Genomic DNA, 24,093 nt, shown 5'->3' with positions numbered 1-24,093 from the left:
ATGAACGTACAGTTGAACCGCTGGAGGATCTTGATTGCATCAACGATCATTAATATCTGTGTAGGCGCCATTTATGCTTTCAGTATTTTCGCACTGCCATTAACGAAGGTTTTCAGCGTGAGCATGCCGGATATTATGATTGCTTTTACCATTAATGCAGCGATTTCCCCGATTCCGATGATCCTAGGCGGTAAGCTGGTGGATAAAGGGGGGGCCAAGAAGGCAGTCTTTATCGGCGGTGCGATGTTCGGGATTGGATTCATTCTCTCGGGTCTGGCTACTGCACCTTGGATGCTGTATATCACTTATGGCGTCATTACCGGGATTGGCCAGGGAATCGTGTATTCCTCGACCATTGGCAACAGCGTGAAGCTCTTTCCGGATAAAAGAGGTCTGGCAGCGGGTATCGTTACAGCCGGATATGGCGGCGGCACCATCGCTATCGCTCCTATCGCTAATGCGCTGATCACCGGCAATGGTGTACAGTCTGCCTTAATTACACTCGGTGTTGCTTTCCTGGTGATTATTCTAGGGCTTGGCTTGCTTGTCCGACCTGCCCCGGCCGGTTATGCTCCTGAAGGATGGACCCCTCCGGTAACCGGAGCAGCTAAGGCTGCAGTGAATGTACCATGGAACGAGATGATCAAGAAGCCGCTATTCTATGTGATTGCCTGCCTGTTCCTGATCGGTGCCCTGTCTGGTATGATGGTAACCGCAAATGCATCGGTAATCGGTCAAAAAATGTTCGGCTTAACCGCAGCCGCCGCAGCGCTCTACGTCAGCTTGTACTCACTGAGCAACTGCCTGGGCCGGGTGTTCTGGGGCGCAGTGTCCGATAGAATCGGCCGGGTGAACTGCCTGCTGATGATTTATCTCGTCATTTCGGCTATGATGCTCACAATTGCTCTAACGACTTCCGTGGCCGGATTCGCTGTCGCGATTGCCGGGATCGGCTTATGCTTCGGCGGAACAATGGGCATCTTCCCGTCCATTGTCGGTGAGAAATTCGGAATGAAATATTACGGTGTGAACTACGGGGTCACCTTCATCGGCTACTCGGGAGCCGCATTCTTCGGACCGAGAATTGCCGGCAGTGTAGCGGCAGCCAATGACGGCAACTTCACGAATGCCTTTTACATCGCGCTGGTCATCTCCCTGGTCGGCTTCGCCTTAACCTTCGTCTACAAAGCTATGGAGAAGCAGAAGCCCGAGCCGGAAGTGGCTAAGGCGGCTTAAGGAAGTCTGGAAGTTCAAATAAACAACATTAATTAATATATGGAGGTCATTATAATGTCGATTACACAACTGTTAGGAATTAAATATCCGATTTTCCAGGGCGGTATGGCTCAGATTGCTGTGTCTCCACTGGTAGGCGCTGTATCCAACGCAGGAGGGCTGGGCATTATCGGTTCTGGTGGATTCACCGCCGACCGGCTCCGTGACGAGATCCGCAAGGCCAAAGCAAGCACCGACAAGCCGTTTGCCGTTAATCTGATGCTGATGATGAACAATATCCCTGAGCTGATCCAGGTTATTATTGAAGAAGGCGTGAAGATTGTAACCACAGGCGCAGGCACACCAGCTCCTTATATGCCGATTCTGAAGGAACATGGCATTATCGTGATTCCGGTCGTCCCTTCGGTCAAAATCGCCAAGAAAATGGAAGCGCTCGGTGTGGATGCGATTGTAGCCGAGGGAACCGAAGCGGGCGGACATGTAGGTGAGACTACAACCATGGCTCTGCTGCCGCAAGTCGCCAGTGCGGTATCCATTCCGGTAATCGGGGCCGGCGGAATTGCCGATGGACGCGGGATTGCCGCTGCTTTTGCCCTCGGAGCACAGGGTGTTCAGGTGGGAACCCGGTTCCTCGCGACCGTGGAATGCCCGACACATGAGAACTTCAAGCTGGCAGTCATCAACGCCGATGATACCAGCACAACCGTAACTGGCCGCAGCCTCGGCGGTCCGGTAAGAAGCATTAAGAACAGCATGATTGCCGAATTCCTCAGAATGGAGAATGAGAAGGCATCGCGTGAGGAGCTGGAGAGCTTAAGCCTGGGCTCGCTGCGCAGAGCCGTATTTGAAGGAGATACCGATACCGGCTCCGTGATGGCCGGACAGATCTGCGGGATGGTCAACAAGATTACCACCGTGGAAGAGATGATCACCACCATGTTCGCTGAGGCGCAGGAAGTCATGGACAAGATGGGCAAAGTAACCTTTGAAGCTGTAGCACATGCCTAATTAAGGTTTTGCTAACCATTAGCCAAATGGTATCATTTATATAATGATGCGGTTTGGCTTTTTGTCTAGGTGGAATGTAAGCGTTAATCTCATGGGTTAGGACTGATGAAGGTGACCAAAAAAAATAAAAATACAGGTAAACCCGCTTTCGAAGAACTCGTGGAAGAATATCCGTCTACGTTATTTGTTACCGATCAGAACGGGAATATCTTAATCTCCAATGAATTTACCGCGCTAACCATTGGTATCCATCTGGAGGAGCTGCTCAAGGCGAACGTCCAGGATCTGGTGAAGGCGGGTTATTACAACAATTCCATCACAATGGAGGCGATTGCGACCAAGCAGAAGGTCTCCAGGACCGTCAATACCTCCAGAGGCTTCCATGTGTTCTCGTCGGCCATTCCCATTCTGGACAAGGACGGGGAGGTACAACTGGTCGTTACCACCTCCAATGAATTCAGCCAGGAGCAGAACTATTATGAAGCGAATGTGCCTGTGGCCCAGCAGATCCATAAGCAGCTAGGCGGTATGGCGGCAGAGAAGAAGAAGGGCATCGTGGCTGAGAGTCTGGCGATGAAGCAGATTATCAAGGTCTGCAACCAGATTGCCTCTTACGACAGCAAGGTGCTAATCTACGGCGAATCCGGCACGGGCAAAGAGGTGATCGCCAAGTACATTCATATGAAGAGCGAGAAGTGGAAGGGCCCCTTCATTGCCATTAACTGTGCCGCGATTGCTCCATCCTTGTTCGAATATGAACTGTTCGGATACGAGAAGGGCGTCCTAGAAGGGCAGACCGAGGTCAAGGCGGGCATGATTGAGATCGCGAACGGCGGGGTGCTTTTCCTCGATGAGATTGCAGATCTGCCGATGGAGATGCAGGCCAAATTATTGCGGGTGCTTGAGAATAATGAAGTGAGACGCGTGGGCGGCATTACCAATATTGCGGTCCATTGCCGCGTGATTGCAGCTACCAACCGGGATCTCTGGAGCCTGGTCAAAAAAGGGCTGTTCCGCGAAGATCTGTATTACCGGATTAATGTGATTCCGATTCATATTCCGCCGCTGCGCAACCGGAAGCTGGACCTGGTAGGGTTAATCTCCAGCTTCATCACCAGCTTCAATGAGATGTACGGCAAGAAATATGTGCTGAGTGCCGAAGAATTCGATAAGATGCTGAACCAGCCCTGGCATGGGAATGTTAGAGAATTAAGGAATTACATCGAGCGGCTGGTGGTGACCGAGCATGTGGGCCAGAGCATACAGGAAGAGGAGCAGATTGGCGACTGGTTCTCTCTCGACCACTTCATTGAGAAGAATAAGCATCAGCTCGCAAGTCTGAAGGATTTCACTGCTGTCGCGGAGGGCCATTATATCAAAAAAGTGCTGCAGGATTGTGCCGGGAACGGGACGGAGGCGGCCAAGCGCCTAAACGTTGACCGGTCGGTAATCTACAGAAAGCTGAAGAAGATGGAAGAGGTGCTGCGATTTAAATGAACCTATTTCCAGGATAAGACGTATTATCACTGTGCGTGTTATTCTATGGAAATGGAGTGAATTGAATGAAATTATCATTGTTGCGCCGCCGCTCTGCCTTTTGGACGAGGACCATGCTTTCGGCTGCACTGGTTCTGACACTTACGGCTCCGGCTGTTCAGGCCGCCGCCGTTCCCCCTGCTTCTACCGCTCCGGCAGCTGCCACTGCAGCGGCCAAGCCGCTGACAACAGAGAATGCTGCGGCCTTCCTCAAGCAATTCTTCAGTTCGGATGCGGTGAAAGCGCAGCTATCCGGTGCGGTTGTTGTGGTGGTGAAGGATGGCAAGACGGTTATCGAAGAAGGCTTCGGATTCGCGGATAAGGCTGCCAAAAGTAAGGTAGACCCTGACAAAACAGTCTTCCGCCTGGCCTCCGTCTCCAAAACCTTCACCGCCACTGCTGCCATGCAGCTCGTGGAGCAGGGGAAGCTCGATTTGAAAGCGGATTTCCAGACTTATACCGGTCCGATGGCCTTCGACAACCCCTTCGGGGTTCCGGTAACTGTGGGGGATCTGCTGACTCACACCACCGGCTTCCGTATCCAGGACCCGCTGCCGGAGGATATCAACCAGGATTTCACCACCAAGGTGTCGATTGAGGATTACGTGGTGAAGCATATGCCGCCTGTGGTGCGTAAGCCGGGCACCTCTTACATGTATGATAACTTCGCTTCGTTGCTGCTCGGTCTGGTGGTGGAAAAAGCCAGCGGGATGCCTTATGAGCAGTATATGGAGAAGCATGTCTTCGCCCCGCTGAAGATGGATTCAAGCGGCTTCCTGCTGGAAGGTAAGCTGAAGGACAATCTTGCTACTGCCTATGACGCTACGGGCAAAGAGGTCGATCTCTACAACGTGACGCCAACTGTGATGCCGCATGGCGGCATGTTGTCCACCGGCGATGATGTTGCCAAGTTCATGACGGCTTTTCTGAACGGGGGAGCGGTTGACAATAACCGCATTCTGAAGGCGGACACTGTACAATCGATGGAGGAATACCGTTCTGCTATCCATCCCTTGCTGCCGAATACTACCTATGGTTTCGAGGCGCCTATACAGCTTCCCGGAGCCGGCAGCAGCCCCAAGATTATCACCAAGGCCGGTGATTTGATTGGATTCAGCTCTTATATGTTTCTTATTCCCGAGCAGAATACCGGGGTGTTCATTGGCTATAATCAGCAAAGTACACTGCGTGAGCTGTTCTACCCGGCCTTTATCCAGACATTCTTCCCGCAATATGCCGCACCGGTGAAGCTGGATGCTTACAAGCCGATGAGCGCTGATGCACTGAGGGCATTCACCGGCTACTATGCGGATCTCCGTATCAAGAGTCTGGTGTCTACAGTGTCTGTGCAGAATGGTGCGCTAACGATTAATGATGCTTTCCTGGGTTCCCGCAAGCTGATCCAGATAGATGATAATCTGTTCAAGGATGAGCTGACCGGCAAATTAACGGGCTTCGCCATGAAAGCAGACGGACAAAGCGCGTATATGAAGGAGCCTTACCTCAATCCGTTCAGTTATGCCCAGAAGGGGCCGGACGGCGTTGGTTATGCCGACGTTCCCGCGAGCCATCCTTATGCCACTCCGGTGCAGATGCTCCAGTCGCTGGGGTATCTGACGAATGATGCCACGCTGAGCTTCCAGCCTGAGGCAGGCGTTACGCGCGCCCAGTATGTGCGACTGATGATGGAGAGCAGCGGGCTCAAAGGAAGCACTACTGAGAAGCTGGCCTTCCCGGATCTGCAGGGCCATCCCGATGCCGCTTACATCCAGCAGGCTGTTGAGCTGGGAATGATTGAAGGAACGGCTAGCGGAGAGTTCCAGCCGGACCGGGTCATCTCGCGTCAGGAGGCGGCAGTCATGATCTGGAGAATGTACACTGCGCAGTACCCGGATAAGCTGTTCCAGAAGGTGAAGCTGGCCGGAAACACCGATAAATGGGCAGTTCCCGCAGTGAAAATGGCCGTCGCCCTGGGCCTGTACGGACCGGACTTCAAGCCGGATGCCAAGGGCGCTATGGATTACAAGTCCAGAGCCGCGCTGAGCAAGAAGGAGAACGCAGCGATCTTGTATGCGCTGTTCACGAACCCGATCGATCAGATCGTCGCCGGACTGAAGGAGAAGCCTGCGGAAGCGGGCAAATAATCGCTGCGGATAGCAGCAGGCTACAGCATTAGTAGGCTGGAGTCTTGGGATGAAGCTGACCTGCGGGAAGCTTGCATATTAATGGGACCGGCTAATGGGCCGGTCCTGTTTCGTTGTTAAAGAGATTGTAATATCCACGAATCCCTCTGATCCTGCGGAAGTCGGCGCAGAAGTGCACTTGAATCGGCTGAAAGTGGGCGGCAAATGGAAATGAGGAGCAGAAGTGCACCTGAATCGGCTGAAAGTGGGCGGCGAGCGGAAATGAGGAGCAAAAGTGCACCCAAAATAGCCCCGGCCCTATCTTCTCAGACAAGGCCGGGGCCATCAGTTCATTCCAGGTTACCTAGTGTTGTGCCGATTCGGCCCCCAGACTTTGCAGCCACTCCAACAGTTCAGCGGCGTTGCTGCGCAGAGCGGCGTCCAGGGGAGTGAGGCCATCCCATGCTGAGCGCCAGGTCAGATCGGCTCCCCGGGCGAGCAGGTATTCGGCAGCGGCGCGCTGTCCGCCGTGGCAGGCACACCAGAAAGCAACGGTTACCTCGTCCGGTGCTGAAGCAGCACTAGCTCCCCAGGGATAACGCCGGGAGAGCAACTCACCGGCGAAATGGGCCTCCATCAGGCCAAGCAGCCCCAGTGCAGCCGCATGCCATAGCGCTGGCTTAGCCCCGCGCTCTACCAGCCGGTGCGCTGCCTTCCACTGGGAGAACGCCACCGCATCGTCCAGCGGTGTGCCGCCCGCGATGACTGCGCCGGAGGCCTCGATGTCGGCCCCGGCATCAAGCAGGAGGTCGAGCACCTCGATGTCATCGCAGCTTGCCGCCCAGTGCAGCGGCGTCTCGCGGTGCGCCCCGCTGAACTGCGCATTCACTTCAGCGCCTGCCTCAATCAGCGCGGTAACCACCGCTGCATTGTTGGGATAATGCCCCGGCCAGTCGGTAGCAATATGCAGGAGCGTGCGGGACATCCCGCGATCAGTGCCGCCGCCAGTGTTCTCACTGTTTGCCCCAGCGTCTCCGCTATTAGCATTGTCAGGATCCACGCTGCTGGTTCCTGCATCGCTAGTCTCCCCGCTGCCGGTCCCTTCATTACTTGCACGTCCCTCTTCAGTCCCGGCAATTCGGGCTGTAGCCAGCCCCGGGTTTCCGGCAAGTAATTGAGTCAACCCCGGCACATCGCCTGTACGAATTGCCTGCACAACAGACTTCGCCAGCGGATCATCAACAGTCAGCCACATGATATCTTCATCGCCCATCGTAGAACTCCCTCCATTCATCCGCTGTCGTCCCAATCTCCGACATCCTGCCAGCAGTCTGCGGGTTCATAGCTGCGACAGCCCTGATGTTACAGCGGTGCACTCTGGTAATTATGCTATCAGACTGTACCGCTGTGCATGACAGTAGTATACCCGTTCTCTATTCTGCCTTCAAACTCGCATATTTTCTCCCGCTGAAGCGTGGGATATCCTTATGGCTCTTCGCTAAATCTGTACTCATCGCTAATCCTACAGCTCTCGGCTAATTCCGCGGAACCCCGCAACTCCTACTGTCCTTCACTAATCTCAGGACCACTCTGCACCCCGGTGCTTACTGCATCGGTGAAGGTGTCGGTGGTGTGGAAATAGTAGGAATGCTGGCCCGGGGGCAGCTTGGTGGTATATTGGTAGATTCGGCCGTCCACATAATTATTGTCATTCGGATTGGCAGGCTGCATGGTGCGGACGACGCCATCCAGAATCAGCTCCATAGCGAACGGTGCCTGATTGTCCGCATCCTTATAAGTTACAGTGAAGGTATAATCCGTCTGTGTGGTGCCGGTAGTGTGATTTACACCGCCTGCGGTCAGAGTGGGTGCGCTTCCGCTGATTTTGTTGGTCGCTTTAATCTCGTCAACCAGCATTTGGCCTGGAGTGACGGTGTTTTGTTTCAGCCAGATGGACATCTTGAGCGTCCGTTTATCGATGGCAGGCGTTAGGGCATTGAGATTGAATTGCAGGTCTGTCCAGTCGGACGGAACCTCGATCCATCCTCCAGTCAGGTTGTACGTTCGTTTGCCGTCATTAAGTTCAATCCGGGTCCTGAGATCAGGCGAGGCCGGATTCTTCAGGCTGATATTCAGATATTGATAGCCGCTGAGATCGACCACATCGTTCCACGGCTGGAACTTCGCCGCAGAGTTCACACTGGCCGGGGTCTGGCTGAACTGGCCGGTGGTACGCCCGTCTGCGGTAAGCTTGGTGAATGTTCCCGTGCCGCCGTTCTGATTATACCAGTTGACCCAGGTGGTATTGGCCGCTGAACCTCCCCAGAAGCCGCCGCCTCCGAAATCATCATAGAGCAGCGGAGTGGAAGGGTCCGGCAGCGCCGGAGCTACAGTGTAATGTGTGGAGCTGTAGGTGTACCCGCCGGATGGGTCTTTGGCGCGGACATCGACTCTTTTATTCGTGTAAGGCAAGGATTGGCTCTCATCAATGACCGCAGCGTAGACCGCGCCACTCACTGTGGAATACACGTTACCGGAGACCGTCATCGGCTGATAGGGCAAGCCGGTAGCCGCATATTCGACCTGACTCAGCTCCTCGCCCGCACGCGCGAATACCGTTACATTGCCGCGCACCCATTCTCCAATCACAGGCGAGAGGACCGGCAGGGCCGGCGGCACAGAGGCAACATCCGCACCTGTTCCCGGAGTAGCGCTCAAGCCCATAACAGTGTAGAGTAATCCGGCCTGAATGCTGATGCTGAACTCGTTATACCGCCACTGGTTCGTATCATCCAGGTAGAGGGAGCGGTCCTGATACCACGGGCTTATGCTGCTCTTGTTCTTGGGGTCCTTCATATTAGGCCCGCTGACCATCGCTCCCGGAAGAATAATCCCGGTGTCTCCCGGCGTATTGGATTCCTCATTGTAGCGGGTATGCGGGAACATCACATGATGGGTGCCGATGCCGGAGACCCAGCTGATATTCCACGGATTCTCTCCGAACACCCAGTACATCCCCTTCAGCACCCCTTGCAGCGCTGCCGGATCACCGAATAATTCATAGTACCGCAGCAGATCGCCCAGGTAAGAGGCATGAGGCTCGTTCACCCCGAAGTTTTTGAACTGGTTCAGCACCCCGTACGGGGTATCATCGGTCATGGAGAGGAAGTAATCCGCTTGCCCCTTCAGCAGGCTATGAATATGAGATTGTGTGGCGGCATCGGCAACCGGATAGAACTCAGCCATGGACATCGGACTCATATCCCAGTAGTTAGTGGAGGAGATGTCGCCCAGGGTCAGTGCGCTAATTGTAGCGGTGGCAGCATTCTTGTATTTGGCTTCGCCGGTCAGCAGGTAGAGCTCAACATCCGCCAGCAGCTTGGAATTGGGAATCCCGCCTCTCGTGGAATAAGAGCCGATAGGTCCGTCAGGATGGGCAACCACATATTCATAAAAGATTACCGCCGCGCTCTCACATTGTTCAGCGAATTCCGTTAGCTCTGCAAGTTGAGCGGATGCGATATCTCCTTCGTCAATCGCTGTACGGATCGCGCGTGCGGTGGCGGCAAGCGTACCTGCTGACTTGGCCGAGCCGCCGACACTCAGGTCCGTCAGCTTGCGGTCATCGGCGGTGCCGGAGACATTGTCGGTGGATTTCTCAGGATGGACGAATGAGGCGTTATTCCTGAGATTGTACATCTCTCCGCCGAGCTGATCCGCGAACTTGATCAGATATTCACTGCCGAAGACGGATTCGTCCACCAGGTCAGGAATCCCGTTGCTGTCGTTATCATACTTTACACTGTTATGGTCAGCATAACGGATATAGGCCAGGGCGATCTCCGCGCCGACCCACTGGTTGCCGCCGTATTTGCCGTAATCTCCAGCGTCATACCAGCTGCCGGTCAGATCATAATGAGTCAGGCCGTCCGCAGACTGCGCATCATCCAGATGGCCTGCCCCGTGGTAGAGCTTGGCTGAAGGCGCTACACTGCTGTACCCCGCAGGATAAGCATCGCTGGTCGCGACCGAGGCGCGCAGCAGCCGGTAGAAGGCGGTCATCTCATCCTTATATTGATCCCACAGGTTCGGAGCGATCTCAAAAGGATAAGAATACACCTGATTGCTCCGTACTCTATAATTGTTCCCGGAAGCTGTGAGCGGGGTGAAGCCGATAGCGTAGACATGCTTGTTCCAGTGCAGACCCTCATAGGTCATCGTGCCGGAGTAGACTACGTTAGTTCCATCCAGTATTTCATAAGTGGCATCTGTGACCGTGGTGTCCGAGATGAATTTCGCGTTCTTGATATCACCTGCGCTATATCCGGCCTGACTCACAGCAATATCAATTACGGAGGAGACCTGGACAACACTCAGCGCCTGGACACTGGTAGCGACTTCATCCGAGGTCGTATCGGTGGTGCGGAAATAGTAGGTATGAGCGCCTGCCGGGAGCTTCGTCATGAAGCTGTATTTTTTTCCATCCGTATAAGTTACATCTGCCGGATCGGACTCACGCATGGCATAGGCGGTGTCATCAATGATGACCTGGACGGCAAAAGGAGCCTCATTATCCGGGTCGGTATATGTGGCTTCGAAGGTGAAATTAGTGTTCTGGTTGTAGCTGCCGTCCGTATTGGCTGTCATCCCTGCCGGACTTAGCTGGGGAGCGGACCCGGTGGATGCTGTAGTGAACACAATATCATCGACCAGCATCTCCCCGTAAGTCCCGCCGCCTTGTCGCAGCCAGATTTCCAGCTTCACCTTCTTCTTCTGAATCTTGGGCGACAAGGCATCCAGATCGAACTGCAGATCGGTCCAGGCAGCCGTGGCCGGAACATACCCTCCGGTCAGATTGTAATTGGTAATCCCGTCGCTGATCACGACACGAATGAGGGACTGGGCATACCCTGCATTGTTCAGGGACAGATTCATATAACGGTAGCCGGAGAGGTCGAAGGTCTCGTTCATCGGCTGAAACTTGGCCCAGGAGGAGGAGGAGCTTGGGGTTTGCGTGAATTTGCCAATGGTGCGGGTGCCTTGTGTGGTCTTGCTGAAGGTTCCGCTGCCGCCGCTCTGATTGAACCAGTTGGTCCAGTTCTGCTTGAACACGCCTCCGCCGGCGAAATTATCATATAAGAGAGGGTGAGCGGGACCCGGCAAGGGGGCCACAGCAGCGGCGGCAGGCCGGGGAGACAGAGCAACACTGCATAGAATTAACAACAGACTGAGGCTTACAGATACGAACTTGTTAAATCTCTGGGGGAATGGACTTCGGATGAACATCGTAGAACCTCCTCATAATGGAATATCGTTAACCCTGCTCTCCTTTCTTTTATATGAAAACGCTTGCAAAGGTAGCATAAAAGAGTTACTATCACTAATCCATGATGAATTACAGGAAATATGTGATCTATACTAGGGGGGTAAAGGAGCTATATCCATGAAACGGGGGACGAATAGAAGCTGGCGGCACAATATGCGGAAATAGATCACAGAAAAGCGGAAATAGATCATCTACGCTTATTTATTGCAAGTGTACTGTGGTACACAGAAGCACCTGAAGCTGCCTGGCGATGAATTGGCAATCGAAAGAGGGGGACATCATGTATAAAATTCTCGTTGTGGATGATGAGCCGAGAGTGAGTGCGGGGATCCGAAACTTCCTGCTCACTTCGGAGTTGAACATCACGGAGGTGGAGACGGCCATCAATGGCTTTGAAGCGATTGACTACTTACGGATGGACCATTTCGATCTGGTGCTGACCGATATCCAGATGGGCCGGATGAGTGGAATTGAATTAATGGAGAATATCTATATGGAGCAGTGGAATGTTCCGGTGATCGTCATTTCAGCCCATGAGAAGTTTGATTTCGCCAAAAAATCGCTCCGGCTGGGAGCCAAGGATTATCTGGTGAAGCCGGTGGAGCGGACGGAGCTGCTGCGGGTGGTGCGCAAAGCGTTAACCCAGAAGGAGCTTCCTGAGAGAAGCCCGCAGGCGGAGCACCATCACATCCGGGAGCATTCCCGGCGCGAGGAGTGGCTGATGGAGCTGGTCACCGAGCGGAATCTGACGCCGCAGGATATTGAAGAGATCACCGGCGAATTGGGCGGCCTGCTGCAAGGGCCCTATTTCGGAGTGATCTCCATCCGTATAGATTACAGCCAGGCCGGATTCAGCCGCCAGCAGGTTACGCTGCATGACCGCAAGCTGCTGAAATATGCGGCTCTCAATATTATGAACGAAACGTTGTCCGAATGGGATGGCATCACCTTCAACGGCTTCGGCCATTCGATCATCAGCATCATCCAGTTATCCGCTGAGGATATGGGTGATCCCCAGGTTAGAGTGCACTCGCAGATCCAGATGATCGGGCAGATGATCGCCATGAATCTGAAGCAGCATTTGAATGCGGAGGCCATTATCGGACTCAGCACACTTGGCGGGGGGGTCTCTACACTTCCCGGACTGCTGGAAGAAGCGGATACGGCTGCCGGGCGGAGCAGTGTTCATCCCGGGCAAAAGGTGTTCTATTATGGCGACATCGCCATGCATGAGCAGCTGAGCAGAGGGCAGCAGCCGGATTCGGCGCACCAGCAACCACCGCATGACCGGGACGGAGACCCGAGTGTAATCTCACGGATTACAAGCTACATCCAGAACCATTACCGGAATCCGGCGCTGAAGATCCAGGATATTTCCGAGGAGGTCCATTTCAGCGCGGCGCATCTGGGTTATATTTTCAAACGCGAGATGAAAACCAACCTCTGGGACTATGTGACCGCCCTGCGGATGGAAGAGGCCAAGCGCCTTATGATGGCTACGGACAAGAAGCGGTATGAGGTTGCGTATGCGGTAGGGTATGAATCGCCGGAGCACTTCAGCCGGATGTTCAAGCGGGTGCTGGGCCTCACTCCGGCAGAATTCCGCAAACAGGCCAGAGGAGGGGACCGGGCTGAAGCCTAAACTCAAACTTAAACTCAAGCTCAAACATAAAGTCATCCTCGCCTTCCTGCTCTGCATCGTGCTCCCGTTCCTGGTGGTGGGCTGGATTTCAGCGTATGTGGCGCTTCACACGATCAAGGAAGAGGTCGGCAGTACCACCCTGCAGCTGGTGAAGCAGAATCATGTCACGCTGGACAAAACGATATCGGCGATCAATGACCGGACGATCACGCTGCTGGATAATCATTTTTTTAGCAATCCGGCAGGGTACAGCTTCTGGACGGGAATTGATACCCTGAATGAAATCCAGCAGGCTGACAATATTCTGGAGAGCTGGTCTACCGGCGGCACGGAATATGCGATATATATGAAGAACATTGAGCGCAGGGATACACCGTTCGATCTGTCCCACAAGACCAAAGGATTCAAATATCTGGACCAGGTGAACAGCGGATTGCCGGACGTGATGGTCAAGCAGATGGATGTCAGCGGCGCAGGGGCGCTGCGCGTCATTCCTTCAGCGACGGGCGAGCGGACGGTCTCCTTCATGCGCAGTATTCTGAACCCCCGGAATTATAACGAGGTGATCGGGCTGCTGGTCGTCCATAAGGTTGAGGTGATGCTGACCCGGGATATGGTCTCGGTGGAGCTGCCTGCTGCGGCCGGCGCCTTCTTATTCAATGATAACGGGGAGCTGCTGATGTCCACCGGGTCAGGCAGCATTTCTGCGGCCGAGATCGGCAAGAACACCGAACCGGACGCCGCTTACGGCTATACCTTCGCCCAGGAAGGCGGGGAGGAGTGGCTCTATGCGTATTCGGACAGCTCCAGATTCCACACCCGGTTACTGTACAAAATCCCGCTGGCATCCATTACCGGCAAGCAAGTCTGGTTTCAAAAGCTGCTGGTGCTCATCTCCTTTGTTTTTCTGGCTTTTGTCCTGATGTTTGTTCTCTATCTGGTAAGACTTGTCGTCAAGCCGGTCGTGAAGCTCGTCTCTGTGATGAAAATTTATGAGCCCGGCATCAAGCTGCCGTTATCCGAGGAGCCGCTCCGGCATGATGAATTCGGCATTCTGCAGGGATCATTCGTGAAAATGACCCGCAGGCTGGATCATTCGATTGAAGAAAATTACGGGATGAAGCTGAAGCAGAAGGAATATGAGCTGCTGATGCTCCAATCCCAGATTACCCCCCATTATCTGTACAATACCCTGGACTCGATTTACTGGTATGCGCTGGATAGCGGAAACGGCGAGGTGGGAGAGATGGTCAGGGACTTGTCCATGCTGCTGCGCATCGGACTTAGCCGGGGCCGGACCATGATTACGGCCGGGGAAGAACTGGAGCATGCCCAGGCGTACACCCGGCTGCAAACCAAACGTTATCCGGGTACCTTTGAGGTCTGTTGGCAGATTGATGATACCTTGAGGGACTATGAGACGCCCAAGGTCATTATCCAGCCGCTGATCGAGAATGCCATTCTTCACGGCGTACGCGGGATGGACGGAGAAGGAGAAATCCGGGTATCTGCTGTTCAAGCGGAAGGAACACTCCGCTTCATCGTCGAGGACAACGGGCATCTGCCGGTAGATCTGGAGGAGCTTGCCGCCATCCTGCGGGAAGAGCATAGTGCAAGAGGCTACGGCATCCGCAACGTGCACCAGCGTATCCAGCTCCATTACGGCGAGGCCTACGGATTAACCTATGAGCGAACCGGGGTGGGGTGGACACGGGCGATCATTACCTTGCCGCTGCGCCGGACGAAGACCGAACCTGCCGGCAACTGAGTGATAAAAGATCACATTTTTACGGGAATCCATCATCGAAGCGGTGGCAGGATGGTTCTATAATTAGTCCATGAAAGGAGTAATGGACATGAGTAGAACCACCGGATTCTCAAGCTTTATCCATGCCATGTGGAAGTACAAGGCGCTGACACTGATGCTGCTGCCAGCGGTGCTTGTCCTGCTGGCGCACAGCTATCTGCCGATGTTCGGCATCTTTATTGCCTTCAAGAATGTGAATTATCTGGACGGGATTTGGGGCAGTCCCTGGGTAGGCTTTGATAATTTCCAGTTCCTGTTCTCCTCGGGGGATATGTGGAGAATTGTAAGAAACACACTTCTGTACAGCTTGACCTTCATGATTATGAACCTGGTGCTGTCGGTATCGATTGCGGTAGCCATCAATGAGATCCGGCGGCGGCTGCTGGCGAAGGTGTACCAGAGCTTCATCATCCTGCCGCACTTCCTGTCCATGGTGGTGGTGAGTTATCTCGTATACGCTTTCCTGCAGCCGGATCACGGCTTCATCAATGCCACAGTGCTTAAGGCCTTCGGACAAGACCCTGTCTTCTGGTACTCGGAGAAGGAATATTGGCCTTACATTCTGGTGTTTGTCAACGCCTGGAAGCATGCGGGCTTCGGCGCAGTGATCTATATCGCGGCGATTGCCGGAATCGATCCGGAATATTACGAGGCGGCGCTGATTGACGGGGCTTCCAAGTGGAAGCAGATTACGCATATCACGCTCCCTTTTATCCGGCCGGTCATCATTATTATGACGATTCTGTCCATGGGCAGCATCTTCAGCTCTGACTTCGGACTGTTCTTCCAGGTGCCCATGAATTCGGGAGCGCTGTATCCGGTAACAGATACCGTGGATACGTATGTCTACCGCGCCCTGATGCAATTGAATGATATCGGAATGTCCTCAGCAACGGCGCTGGTCCAATCGGTGGTGGGCTTCATTATGGTCATTGCCACCAACAGTATGGTCAGACGGATTGACCGGGAACAGGCACTATTCTAATCAAAGGAGAATCATCATGGCGAATGACACCAGCAGCTCGATCGGCGGAAACTCCGCATTGTCAAATGTACTTTTAAATCTGGCCTTTGTGATCCTCTCACTCCTTTGCTTTTTGCCTGTTCTGCTTGTGATCATTGTCTCCTTCACAGACGGGCAGTCCATTCTGACTCAGGGGTACAGCTTCATTCCGAATAAGTGGTCCTTCATTGCCTATGAGTCGATCTTCAAGGACTGGATGACGATTGTGTCGGGATATCGCGTGAGTATCACCATCACTATTGCAGGTACAGCGCTTAGCGTGCTGCTTATGGCAATGTATGCTTATCCCATCTCGCGTGCGGATTATCCGTTCCGTAATGTGTTTACCTTCTTCCTGTTCTTCACGATGCTGTTCAATGGAGGAATGGTCAGCAGATATCTGATCTATACACAAGCGCTGCATATCAAGGATTCGTATATGGCGCTGATTCTGCCCATGCTGATTGTGCCGTTCAACGTCATTATTATGCGGACCTTCTTCCAGACGACCATTCATCCTGCGGTGATCGAATCGGCCAGAATTGACGGTGCGGGGGAGCTGAGAATCTTCCTGCGGATCGTTTTGCCACTCTCGTTGCCGGTCCTGGCGACCATGGCCCTGTTCAGTACCATCGGCTATTGGAACGACTGGTTCAATGCGCTGCTGTATATCACCAGCGAGGATAAGTATCCGCTGCAGTATCTGATGATGCGTGTCCTCAACGATGTGCAGTACCTGCGCAATAATGTGGAGCTGGCTGCCCAGAATCCCAATATGATGAAGAATCTTCCGAACGAATCCCTGCAGATGGCGATGGCGGTGATCGGGATGGGACCCATTCTAATTGCGTATCCGTTCTTTCAGAAGTATTTTGTCAAAGGCCTGACGGTCGGGGCAGTAAAAGGCTAAAGCGTGGTGGAACCGGCATCAGCACAGGCTGCCTGCCGTTCTATATAGAAGCATAATCATCTAGGGGAGGGTTAATATGACAAAGTTAAAAGGGCGCAGACCGCTATTCACGGCGATTCTTCTGGTTCTGGCGTTATCCTTGCAAGCGTGCTCAGGCGGTAACAACGGGGGTTCTGCCGAACCTTCAGCTTCAAGCGGCGCGGCCGCTACGAATAGCACGAGCAGTGCGGAGCCTGCCGGTGGTGCGGAAGCACTGAAGCCATACGAGGTATCCATCATCTACTTTGGGGCGCCGCAGCGGGATGACGCACTGGTCGAAGCTAAGCTGAGTGAATATTTCAAAGAGAAATTCAATGCCACCGTGGATCTTCAGCCGATTGCCTCCAGCGAATACAAGCAGAAGACCGAGCTGATGCTCAATGCCGGAGAACCGATGGACCTTGTATTTACCGCTTCCTGGCTTAATTTCTTCGGCAATGTGGCCAAGGGCGCATTCCTCGATCTGGATGATCTGCTGGCCAAATACGGGCAGGGCATCTCGGAGAACCTGAATCCGATCTATCTGGAGGCTCCGCGCTACAAAGGAAAGCTGTACGGCATTCCAACCAACAAAGAGATTACCCAAGGCAAGGCTTACACGTACCGCAAGGATATCATCGACAAATATAATATTCCGATTGAGGATATTAAGACAATGTCAGACTTTGAACCCTGGTTCAAGCTGCTGAAGGAGAAGGAGCCGGGGCTGATCCTGGATTTCATTAAGGAGTCGGGCGAAGGGATGATGTATGAGACCCGTTCGAACTTCCGCGCCATCGGACCGACGCCCAACAAGATTCCTTTATTCCTCTATGACTACACAAATACAGATAACATCCAGATTAAGTCAGTCATTGATCCGGAGATTTCCTCCATTGCCCAAGCGGAGTATGAGCTGAACCGCAGTTATTACGAGAAGGGTTACATCAACAGCGATGCGGCGACTACAACGACGGAGATCGGCGACTTGCGCAAGCAGGGCAAGATCTGGATGCAGCAGGCGGTCTGGAAGCCGGGCGCGGATATTGAGTTGAAAATCGCCTCGGACAATAAATATGATTTCGTGTCCAAGGTAATTGAGGAGCCTATCGTCACTACGGATCTTGCGGCCGGATCCATGTTCTCCATCTCCCGCACCTCCAAGGACCCTGAGCGGGCTATGATGGTCTTGAATGCGCTGCATACTGATCCGTATGCTGTGAACCTGTTCGTTAACGGCATCGAAGGCACCCATTACAAGAAGATCAGCGAGAACCGGATCGAGCCGATTGCCGATTCCGGGTATGGCAGCTCTGCCCTGTTCTGGGTGGTCGGCAATCAGCTGATCAATTATCTGAAGCCGGGCCAGCCGGATGATCTGTATACAAGCTGGAAGCAATTCAATGATGAGGCCAAACGCTCTCCATTGTTAGGCTTCGTCTTCGACGAATCGCCGGTGAAGAACGAGATTACCCAGCTTACCTCGGTCATCGGTGAATACCGGGCCGCAAGCACGGGTGCTATTCCTGACCCTGCCAAAATGCTTGCGGAACGCAATGAGAAGTTGAAGAAGGCTGGCATTGAGAAGGTCAAGACCGAACTGCAGACCCAGATTGATGCCTGGAAAGCAGCGCAATAACTGACAGTGCGAGGATGGCAGGAGGTCCGTTATTTCCGGACGTCCTGCCCTCTAATTTGTAGACGAGAAAGGAAGACCTAGAAGTTATGGAGACTTGGATCAACGAAGCCTGGGACTATGCCCAGCACAAATTAAGCCGTACACGGAGCCGGATCGGAGCCACCTTCCCCAATGCCACCTACGGAGGACAATATGATGCGCGTGACCCGGATTGCTGGACCAACGGATTCTGGCCGGGCATTCTGTGGCTGGCTTACCGGGCCACAGGCGATGAGGAATACCGGCGCATTGCCGAGAGCTGTGAGGAGCAGCTGGATGTGCCGCTTCAGGAGTATGAACAGCTCCACCACGATAACGGCTTCCTCTGGAGTCTGTCAGCGGTTGCTGATTACAAGCTCACCGGTAACAGGCTGTCCCGGAGAAGAGGACTGATCGCTGCCAGTCATCTGGCCAGCCGGTTCAATCTCAAGGGGAATTTCATCCGTGCCTGGCTGCATGAAGGCAGTGAAGGTCTGGCGATCATCGACTGCATGATGAACCTTGGACTGCTGTACTGGGCCAGCGGGGAACTACAGGACCCGCGGTATCGTCACATCGCTGTCGCCCATTCGGAGATGGCGCTGCGGGAATTCATCCGGGAGGACGGCTCGGTGCATCATATCGTCCGCTTCGATCCCGAGACGGGAGAGCGGATTGAGGCGCTGGGCGGACAAGGGTATAGTCCGGATTCCGCCTGGTCGCGCGGATCGGCCTGGGCGATCTACGGATTCGCGATCGGGTACCGGTATACAGGTGATATCCGGTTCATGAATGCCGCTAGAGCGGCAGCGGATTACTTCGTTGCTGCGCTGCCGGAGGATCTGGTGCCTCCCTGGGATTTCCGCGCGCCTACCGATCAGCTATGGGCCAAAGATTCAACGGCTGCTGCCTGCGCGGCCAGCGGAATGCTGGAGATAGCTTACCTGCTGGAGGGCGAAGAAGCCGACCGGTACCGGAAGCTCGGAAGTGCCATTACAGAATCGCTGTTCCGCCACTACGCGCCGGAAGATCCGGCGGAAGAGGCGCTCATTACCAAGGGAACCGGCAGCTTCCCGGCTGGTGCCGAAGTCGAGGTGCCGATCATTTACGGCGACTATTTCTTCCTGGAAGCCTTGCTGAAGCTCAAGGGCGAGAATGAAATCTTTTGGTAGAGGGAACAGATTCATGGCAAGGAAGGAGGACCTGATTTGAGTAAAAGAAGAGTGGACCATGTCGATCCGTTCATCGGCGTGGACGGGGAGAATAACTGCCTGTGCGGGCCTTATCTGCCGAACAGTATCGTAAGGCTTGGACCGGATACCCTGCCGCCGCAGCTATCCCACGGTTACGACAGCTCGCGGCCGATTATCCGGTTCAGTCATACGCATGTCAGCGGAACCGGGGGCGGCGGGCGTTATGGCAATGTCGGCTTCACCCCCTATACCGGAATGCCGAGGTTTCAGTTGGACCCTTATGAGAAGGGGGATGAACATGCCGAAGCCGGATATTACAGCGTGAAGCTGCTGCCTGCCGCCATCCAGGCTGAATTGACCAGCACGATGCGGACCGGAGTCCACCGTTACACCTATCCGGGGAATGAATTGGCGGGTCTGCTGATTGATGCCGGAGCGGTCATTCAGGTGGGCGGGGATGAACCGGGGAAGACCACCGGAGTATCGACCGGGGGATATATTGAAGTTCTGTCCGAATATGAGCTGGCAGGCCGCTGCGACCTGCGCGGGGGCTGGGGACACGAATTCCCTTATTCCGTGTACTTCTATATCCGCTTCGATCAGCCAATACAGAGCCATATGCTGATGGATGCAGGCGGAGTACGCCAAGGGCCGTCTGTAGATGGCGCGAACTGCAAGGCTTCCCTTAGCTTCGGCGATTGCAGAGTCCTGGTGGCGAAGACTGGCATCTCATATGTTAGTGTCGGCAAGGCCAGGGCCAGTGTAGACCGGGAAGCGTCCGCCGGATTCGATGACATCCGCCAGGCGGCCAGCGACATCTGGGAGGATAAGCTCAGCCGGGTCACAGTGAAAGGGGGCAGCGTGGAGCATACCCGGCTGTTCTATACCCTGATGACCCGTCTGTTCTGTATGCCGAGTGACCTCGGAGTAGATGATGAGAACTTCGCCTGGGAATCAGGGGTCCGGCATTATACCGACCTGTACGCGCTCTGGGACAGTGTGCGGAATGCCAATTCGTTGATTACACTGCTCGACCCGCAGCTTGAAGCGGATATCCTGAATTGTCTGCTGGACATCGCGGACCATACCGGCTGGCTGCCGGACGCCTGGATCATGGGGCATAGCGCCATGATTCAAGGCGGAAGCTCTGCCGATATTCTGTTCTGTGAAGCGGCGCTGAAGAAGCTTGAGGGCATCGACTACGCGAAGGCCCTCAAGCAGATGCGTAAGAATAATGAGGTGCAGTCCCCGGATACCTGGCTCTATGGCCGTCATCTGCAGGATTACCATTCCTTAGGCTACTTGTCCACGGATGTGAAGAAGAACTGTGTGTCACGCCATATGGAATATGCTTATCAGGACTGGTGCATCGGCCGTCTGGCCGAGGAGCTTGGGCAGGAGGAGACGGCAGAGGACTATTATACAAGCTCGGAGAAGCTATGGAATCTGTGGCGCGAGGATCTGAAGTGTTTTGCGCCCCGGCTGTCCGGCGGGGAATGGGTAACGTCATTTGACCCGGAATCCTGTCTGCCGGATTCATGGAATGATCCGTATTTCTACGAGGGCACCAGTCTGCAATGGTCGTTCAGCACCCAGCATGATTTTCATGGACTTGTTGAACGGCATGGGGGAGCGGAGGCCTTTGTCCGTCATTTAGATTATTTTTTTGACGGGGGCTTCTATAACTCCAAGGAAACGATGCTGCATATTCCTTATCTATATATCTATGCGGGCAGGCCGGACCGGGCGGCTGACCGGGTACGGGAATGCCTGGATCAATACTTCCGGGCTGAACGTGACGGATTGGGGGATAACGAGGATATGGGCTGCCAGAGTGCCTTCTTCATTTGTTCTGCTATGGGTTTGTACCCTTTGATGGGTCAAGATATTTATTTTCTTGTTCCTCCATTGTTCAATAGGACGACCCTGCTCTTGGGAGCGAAGGAGAACCCGGTTCCTCTGACGATTGAGACTATAGGAGAAGGCAGCGGGTCCGGCAAAAGGTATATTCTGTCTGCTTCGCTGAACGGACAGGAGCTGAACCGCGCCTGGGTCCGCCATGAAGAAATCGCCGGAGGAGGCACGCTTCTTCTGGAGCTGGGCGCTAAACCCGGGGAGTGGGGAAGCCTTATTCCACCTTCTCCGCTCGCGGAGCGGGAGCAAGGCAAACAACTGTCAAGGTAGGGCAGTAGGCTCAAGGAGAGAATGTCCATGCAGAGCTTAAAAAACATATGGCTGCAATATCTCGTGGGAGATACGCTTCGTCCGGAATCGCTGAAGCGGGTCCGCGATGCCCGGGATAAGATGCTTTATCATCAGGAGCTGCTGTGGGCGGATATCTCGTATCAGGAGAATGCAATGGATGTATTTCAGATCATTCTCCGTTTGAAGGAGATGGCCATCGCGCTGAAGTCTCCCAAATGTACCTATTATATGGACTATTCATTAAGGCTAAGGATCATTTATGGATTAGAATGGCTGTCTGAACATAGATACAACGAAACCTGTAAGCCCTATGGCAACTGGTGGTATTGGGAGATTGGCGTGCCAATCGCTCTGGTGGAGACCCTTCTGCTCATGGAGGAACTGCTGGATAAGGAGTTCATAGAGTCTCTGCTTCTTCCCGTAGACAAATATGTGGGCGATCCGGCGTTTCATGCGCAGTGGTTCGTGGCTCAGGCTCCGCCTTCAACGGGAGCGAATCTGGTTTGGAAATCTACGGCGGCTGCCCTGACGGCCGTTATCCGGGGCGACTGGCAGAAGCTCCTTGCAGCCCGGAATGCGCTGCTTCCGCTGTTCAGGAATGCCAGTGAAGGGGACGGCTTCTATGAAGACGGCTCCTTTATTCAGCATGACAAGTATGCCTACACCGGGGGATATGGGGTTTCACTGCTGCATGATGTGGTCCGCCTGATGGTATGGCTGCACGGTACCCCCTGGGAATTGCCTGATGAAGCCCGGGATCTGACAGCCCAGTGGATTGAGCGTTCCTTTGTCCCGCTTATGTTCAGGGGTTCTATGCTGGATATGGTGAGCGGCAGGGAAGTCTCGCGGGAGGATTCGCAGAATCATGAGAGCGGACACTCCGTCATCACCTCCTGCCTGCGCTTCTCGCGCATACTGGGGTATGCGGATCAGGTACGGCTACTCTCCAGAGTGAAAGGGTGGGTGTTGGCAGAAACGTATAAATCGTATATCGCCGAAGCTCCGCCGGATACCGCAGCTGAGGCTGGAGCGCTGCTGGACGATGAACTTGTGCAGCCCGCTCCGGAAGCGAGTTGCTGCAAGCTGTTTGCCCATATGGACAGGGTGGTGCTGCAAGGTCCGGGTTTTGCCTACTCGATCAGTATGTTCTCCAGCCGGACCTTCACCTATGAATCTATCAACAGGGAGCATCTGAAGGGCTGGTATACAGCGTATGGAATGAGCCACCTGTACAATAGTGACTTGGGGCAATATGCGGATGCCTACTGGCCGACCGTTGATCCATACCGCCTGCCTGGAACCACGGTAACGAAGACATTGCAGGAGGATGGAGCCGGGCAAGGCCGCTTAAGCACTAAGGCTTATGTTGGCGGGGCTGTGCTTCATAACCAATATGGCGCCATTGCGATGGAGCTTCAGGATGTCGTTAACGAAGCCGATGGACTGACCGCGCTCAAAAGCTGGTTTTTGTTCGGTAACCGTATTGTTGCCTTAGGTTCGGATATTAAGAGCTGTACTTCTGCCAGAGTGGAAACGATTATAGACAACCGGAAATGGAACCCGGCAGGAGACCATACGATTACAGCAGACGGAACAGAGATTTGCCGGACGCTGGGACTCACAGATACCATTCAGCCTAAGTGGATTCATATGGCGGGAAGTACCGGGGGCGCGGAGGTGGGGATTTATTTGCCTGAACGCTGCTGCGTCCGTGCCTTGCGCGAGGCCCGGAAAGGGAGCTGGAAGGCAATCAACGATGCCGGTTCCTCTGAGAGAGTAGAACGGTTATACCAGACGTTGTGGTTCGATCATAGAGCAGCGCCACAGGGAGATACCTATGCCTACGTGCTGTTGCCTGGCTGGAGTGAAGAAGAGACGGCTGGCTTCGCTGGGGCTCCAAGTATACGGATTGTGGAATTGAATGAACGGGTGCATGCGGTGGAAGATACCGGATTGGGGCTATTCGCCGTGCATTTCTGGCAGCCGGGCTGGTATAGAAGCGGGGGGATTGCTTGCAGTGGTCAAGCCTCTATTGTGCTGCGTAGGAATCCGGCAGGCTGGAGTCTAGCTATAGCTGATCCGACACAACTGCAGCGCCGTCCAATCGAAGTGGAGATTGAAGTGGATCGGCCTGTTTCCAGGGTGATCAACAAGTCAGACCGGATAATGGTTGACCTTGGTGAATCTGGTGAACTAAGTGGCCCGGGTGACCCAAGTGACCCAAGTGACCCAAGTGACGCAGGTGATTCAGGTGAACCTAGTGATTCTGGAGACACCGGGGCCCCTGGAAACCCCAGAAAGGTTAGACTGGTGTTCGACCCTGACGGTGCCGGGGGCGCCTCGTTCCAGGTGGAGCTTGGAACCTAAGGCGAATCTATGAAAATGCACTTCAAGTGAATGACTCTGCGGAGTATGGTAGAATAATCCCA

At 54.1% G+C, this 24,093-nt stretch carries 14 protein-coding genes; 12 read left to right on the top strand and 2 right to left on the bottom strand.

Features of this window, described 5'->3' with window-relative positions; translation table 11 throughout:
• The 4 genes from NST69_RS21775 (at position 1) to NST69_RS21760 (ending at position 5,924) form a co-directional block, all read left to right on the top strand.
• Positions 1-1,236, top strand: coding sequence for an OFA family MFS transporter (locus NST69_RS21775; RefSeq protein ID WP_342547099.1), 1,236 nt, complete (start codon positions 1-3; stop codon positions 1,234-1,236).
• A 54-nt stretch (positions 1,237-1,290) separates the two neighbouring features.
• Entirely contained in the window at positions 1,291-2,244 is a 954-nt protein-coding gene (locus tag NST69_RS21770) for a DUF561 domain-containing protein (protein ID WP_036724044.1), read from the top strand.
• A 105-nt stretch (positions 2,245-2,349) separates the two neighbouring features.
• Positions 2,350-3,741, top strand: a complete 1,392-nt coding sequence (locus tag NST69_RS21765; RefSeq protein WP_342547098.1) for a sigma 54-interacting transcriptional regulator — start codon at positions 2,350-2,352, stop codon at positions 3,739-3,741.
• 65 nt (positions 3,742-3,806) lie between these two features.
• Positions 3,807-5,924 carry a serine hydrolase gene (locus tag NST69_RS21760; RefSeq protein ID WP_342547097.1) on the top strand — a complete coding sequence of 706 codons (2,118 nt, stop codon included), beginning with the start codon at positions 3,807-3,809 and terminating at the stop codon, positions 5,922-5,924.
• A 343-nt stretch (positions 5,925-6,267) separates the two neighbouring features.
• Here the strand turns inward: NST69_RS21760 and NST69_RS21755 are convergent, their stop codons facing one another.
• Positions 6,268-7,176 carry an ankyrin repeat domain-containing protein gene (locus NST69_RS21755; protein ID WP_340951034.1) on the bottom strand — a complete coding sequence of 303 codons (909 nt, stop codon included), beginning with the start codon at positions 7,174-7,176 and terminating at the stop codon, positions 6,268-6,270.
• A 287-nt stretch (positions 7,177-7,463) separates the two neighbouring features.
• Positions 7,464-11,189 carry a glycoside hydrolase family 9 protein gene (locus tag NST69_RS21750; RefSeq protein ID WP_342547096.1) on the bottom strand — a complete coding sequence of 1,242 codons (3,726 nt, stop codon included), beginning with the start codon at positions 11,187-11,189 and terminating at the stop codon, positions 7,464-7,466.
• A 320-nt stretch (positions 11,190-11,509) separates the two neighbouring features.
• On the opposite strand from NST69_RS21750, the gene NST69_RS21745 reads away from it, so the two are divergent.
• From NST69_RS21745 to NST69_RS21710, 8 genes are all read left to right on the top strand, one after another.
• Positions 11,510-12,871, top strand: a complete 1,362-nt coding sequence (locus tag NST69_RS21745; RefSeq protein WP_342547095.1) for a response regulator — start codon at positions 11,510-11,512, stop codon at positions 12,869-12,871.
• Positions 12,768-14,639 carry a sensor histidine kinase gene (locus NST69_RS21740; protein WP_342547094.1) on the top strand — a complete coding sequence of 624 codons (1,872 nt, stop codon included), beginning with the start codon at positions 12,768-12,770 and terminating at the stop codon, positions 14,637-14,639. The genes NST69_RS21745 and NST69_RS21740 overlap by 104 nt, the downstream gene beginning before the upstream one ends.
• An 88-nt stretch (positions 14,640-14,727) precedes the next feature.
• A complete protein-coding gene (locus NST69_RS21735; RefSeq protein WP_200869525.1) occupies positions 14,728-15,663 on the top strand; it encodes an ABC transporter permease subunit in 936 nt (311 codons plus the stop codon).
• 16 nt (positions 15,664-15,679) lie between these two features.
• On the top strand, positions 15,680-16,591 hold the full coding sequence (locus NST69_RS21730; protein ID WP_209877464.1) for a carbohydrate ABC transporter permease: 912 nt from the start codon (positions 15,680-15,682) through the stop codon (positions 16,589-16,591).
• A gap of 76 nt (positions 16,592-16,667) precedes the next feature.
• Positions 16,668-18,248, top strand: a complete 1,581-nt coding sequence (locus NST69_RS21725) for an ABC transporter substrate-binding protein (protein WP_339310729.1) — start codon at positions 16,668-16,670, stop codon at positions 18,246-18,248.
• Positions 18,249-18,334: 86 nt separating this feature from the next.
• Positions 18,335-19,438, top strand: a complete 1,104-nt coding sequence (locus NST69_RS21720; protein WP_342547093.1) for a glycoside hydrolase family 88 protein — start codon at positions 18,335-18,337, stop codon at positions 19,436-19,438.
• 36 nt (positions 19,439-19,474) lie between these two features.
• Positions 19,475-21,643: a GH92 family glycosyl hydrolase gene (locus NST69_RS21715; RefSeq protein WP_342547092.1), complete on the top strand. Its 2,169-nt coding sequence runs from the start codon at positions 19,475-19,477 to the stop codon at positions 21,641-21,643.
• Between the two features lie 27 nt (positions 21,644-21,670).
• Entirely contained in the window at positions 21,671-24,031 is a 2,361-nt protein-coding gene (locus NST69_RS21710) for a polysaccharide lyase 8 family protein (protein WP_342547091.1), read from the top strand.
• Positions 24,032-24,093: the final 62 nt, after the last annotated feature.

The sequence above is a fragment of the Paenibacillus sp. FSL P2-0089 genome (genome assembly GCF_038595095.1).
GTDB classification, from domain to species: Bacteria; Bacillota; Bacilli; order Paenibacillales; family Paenibacillaceae; genus Paenibacillus_AQ; species Paenibacillus_AQ silagei.
The sequence above is the reverse complement of the archived record's forward strand: the minus strand, read 5'-3'. Positions and strand labels throughout refer to the sequence as shown.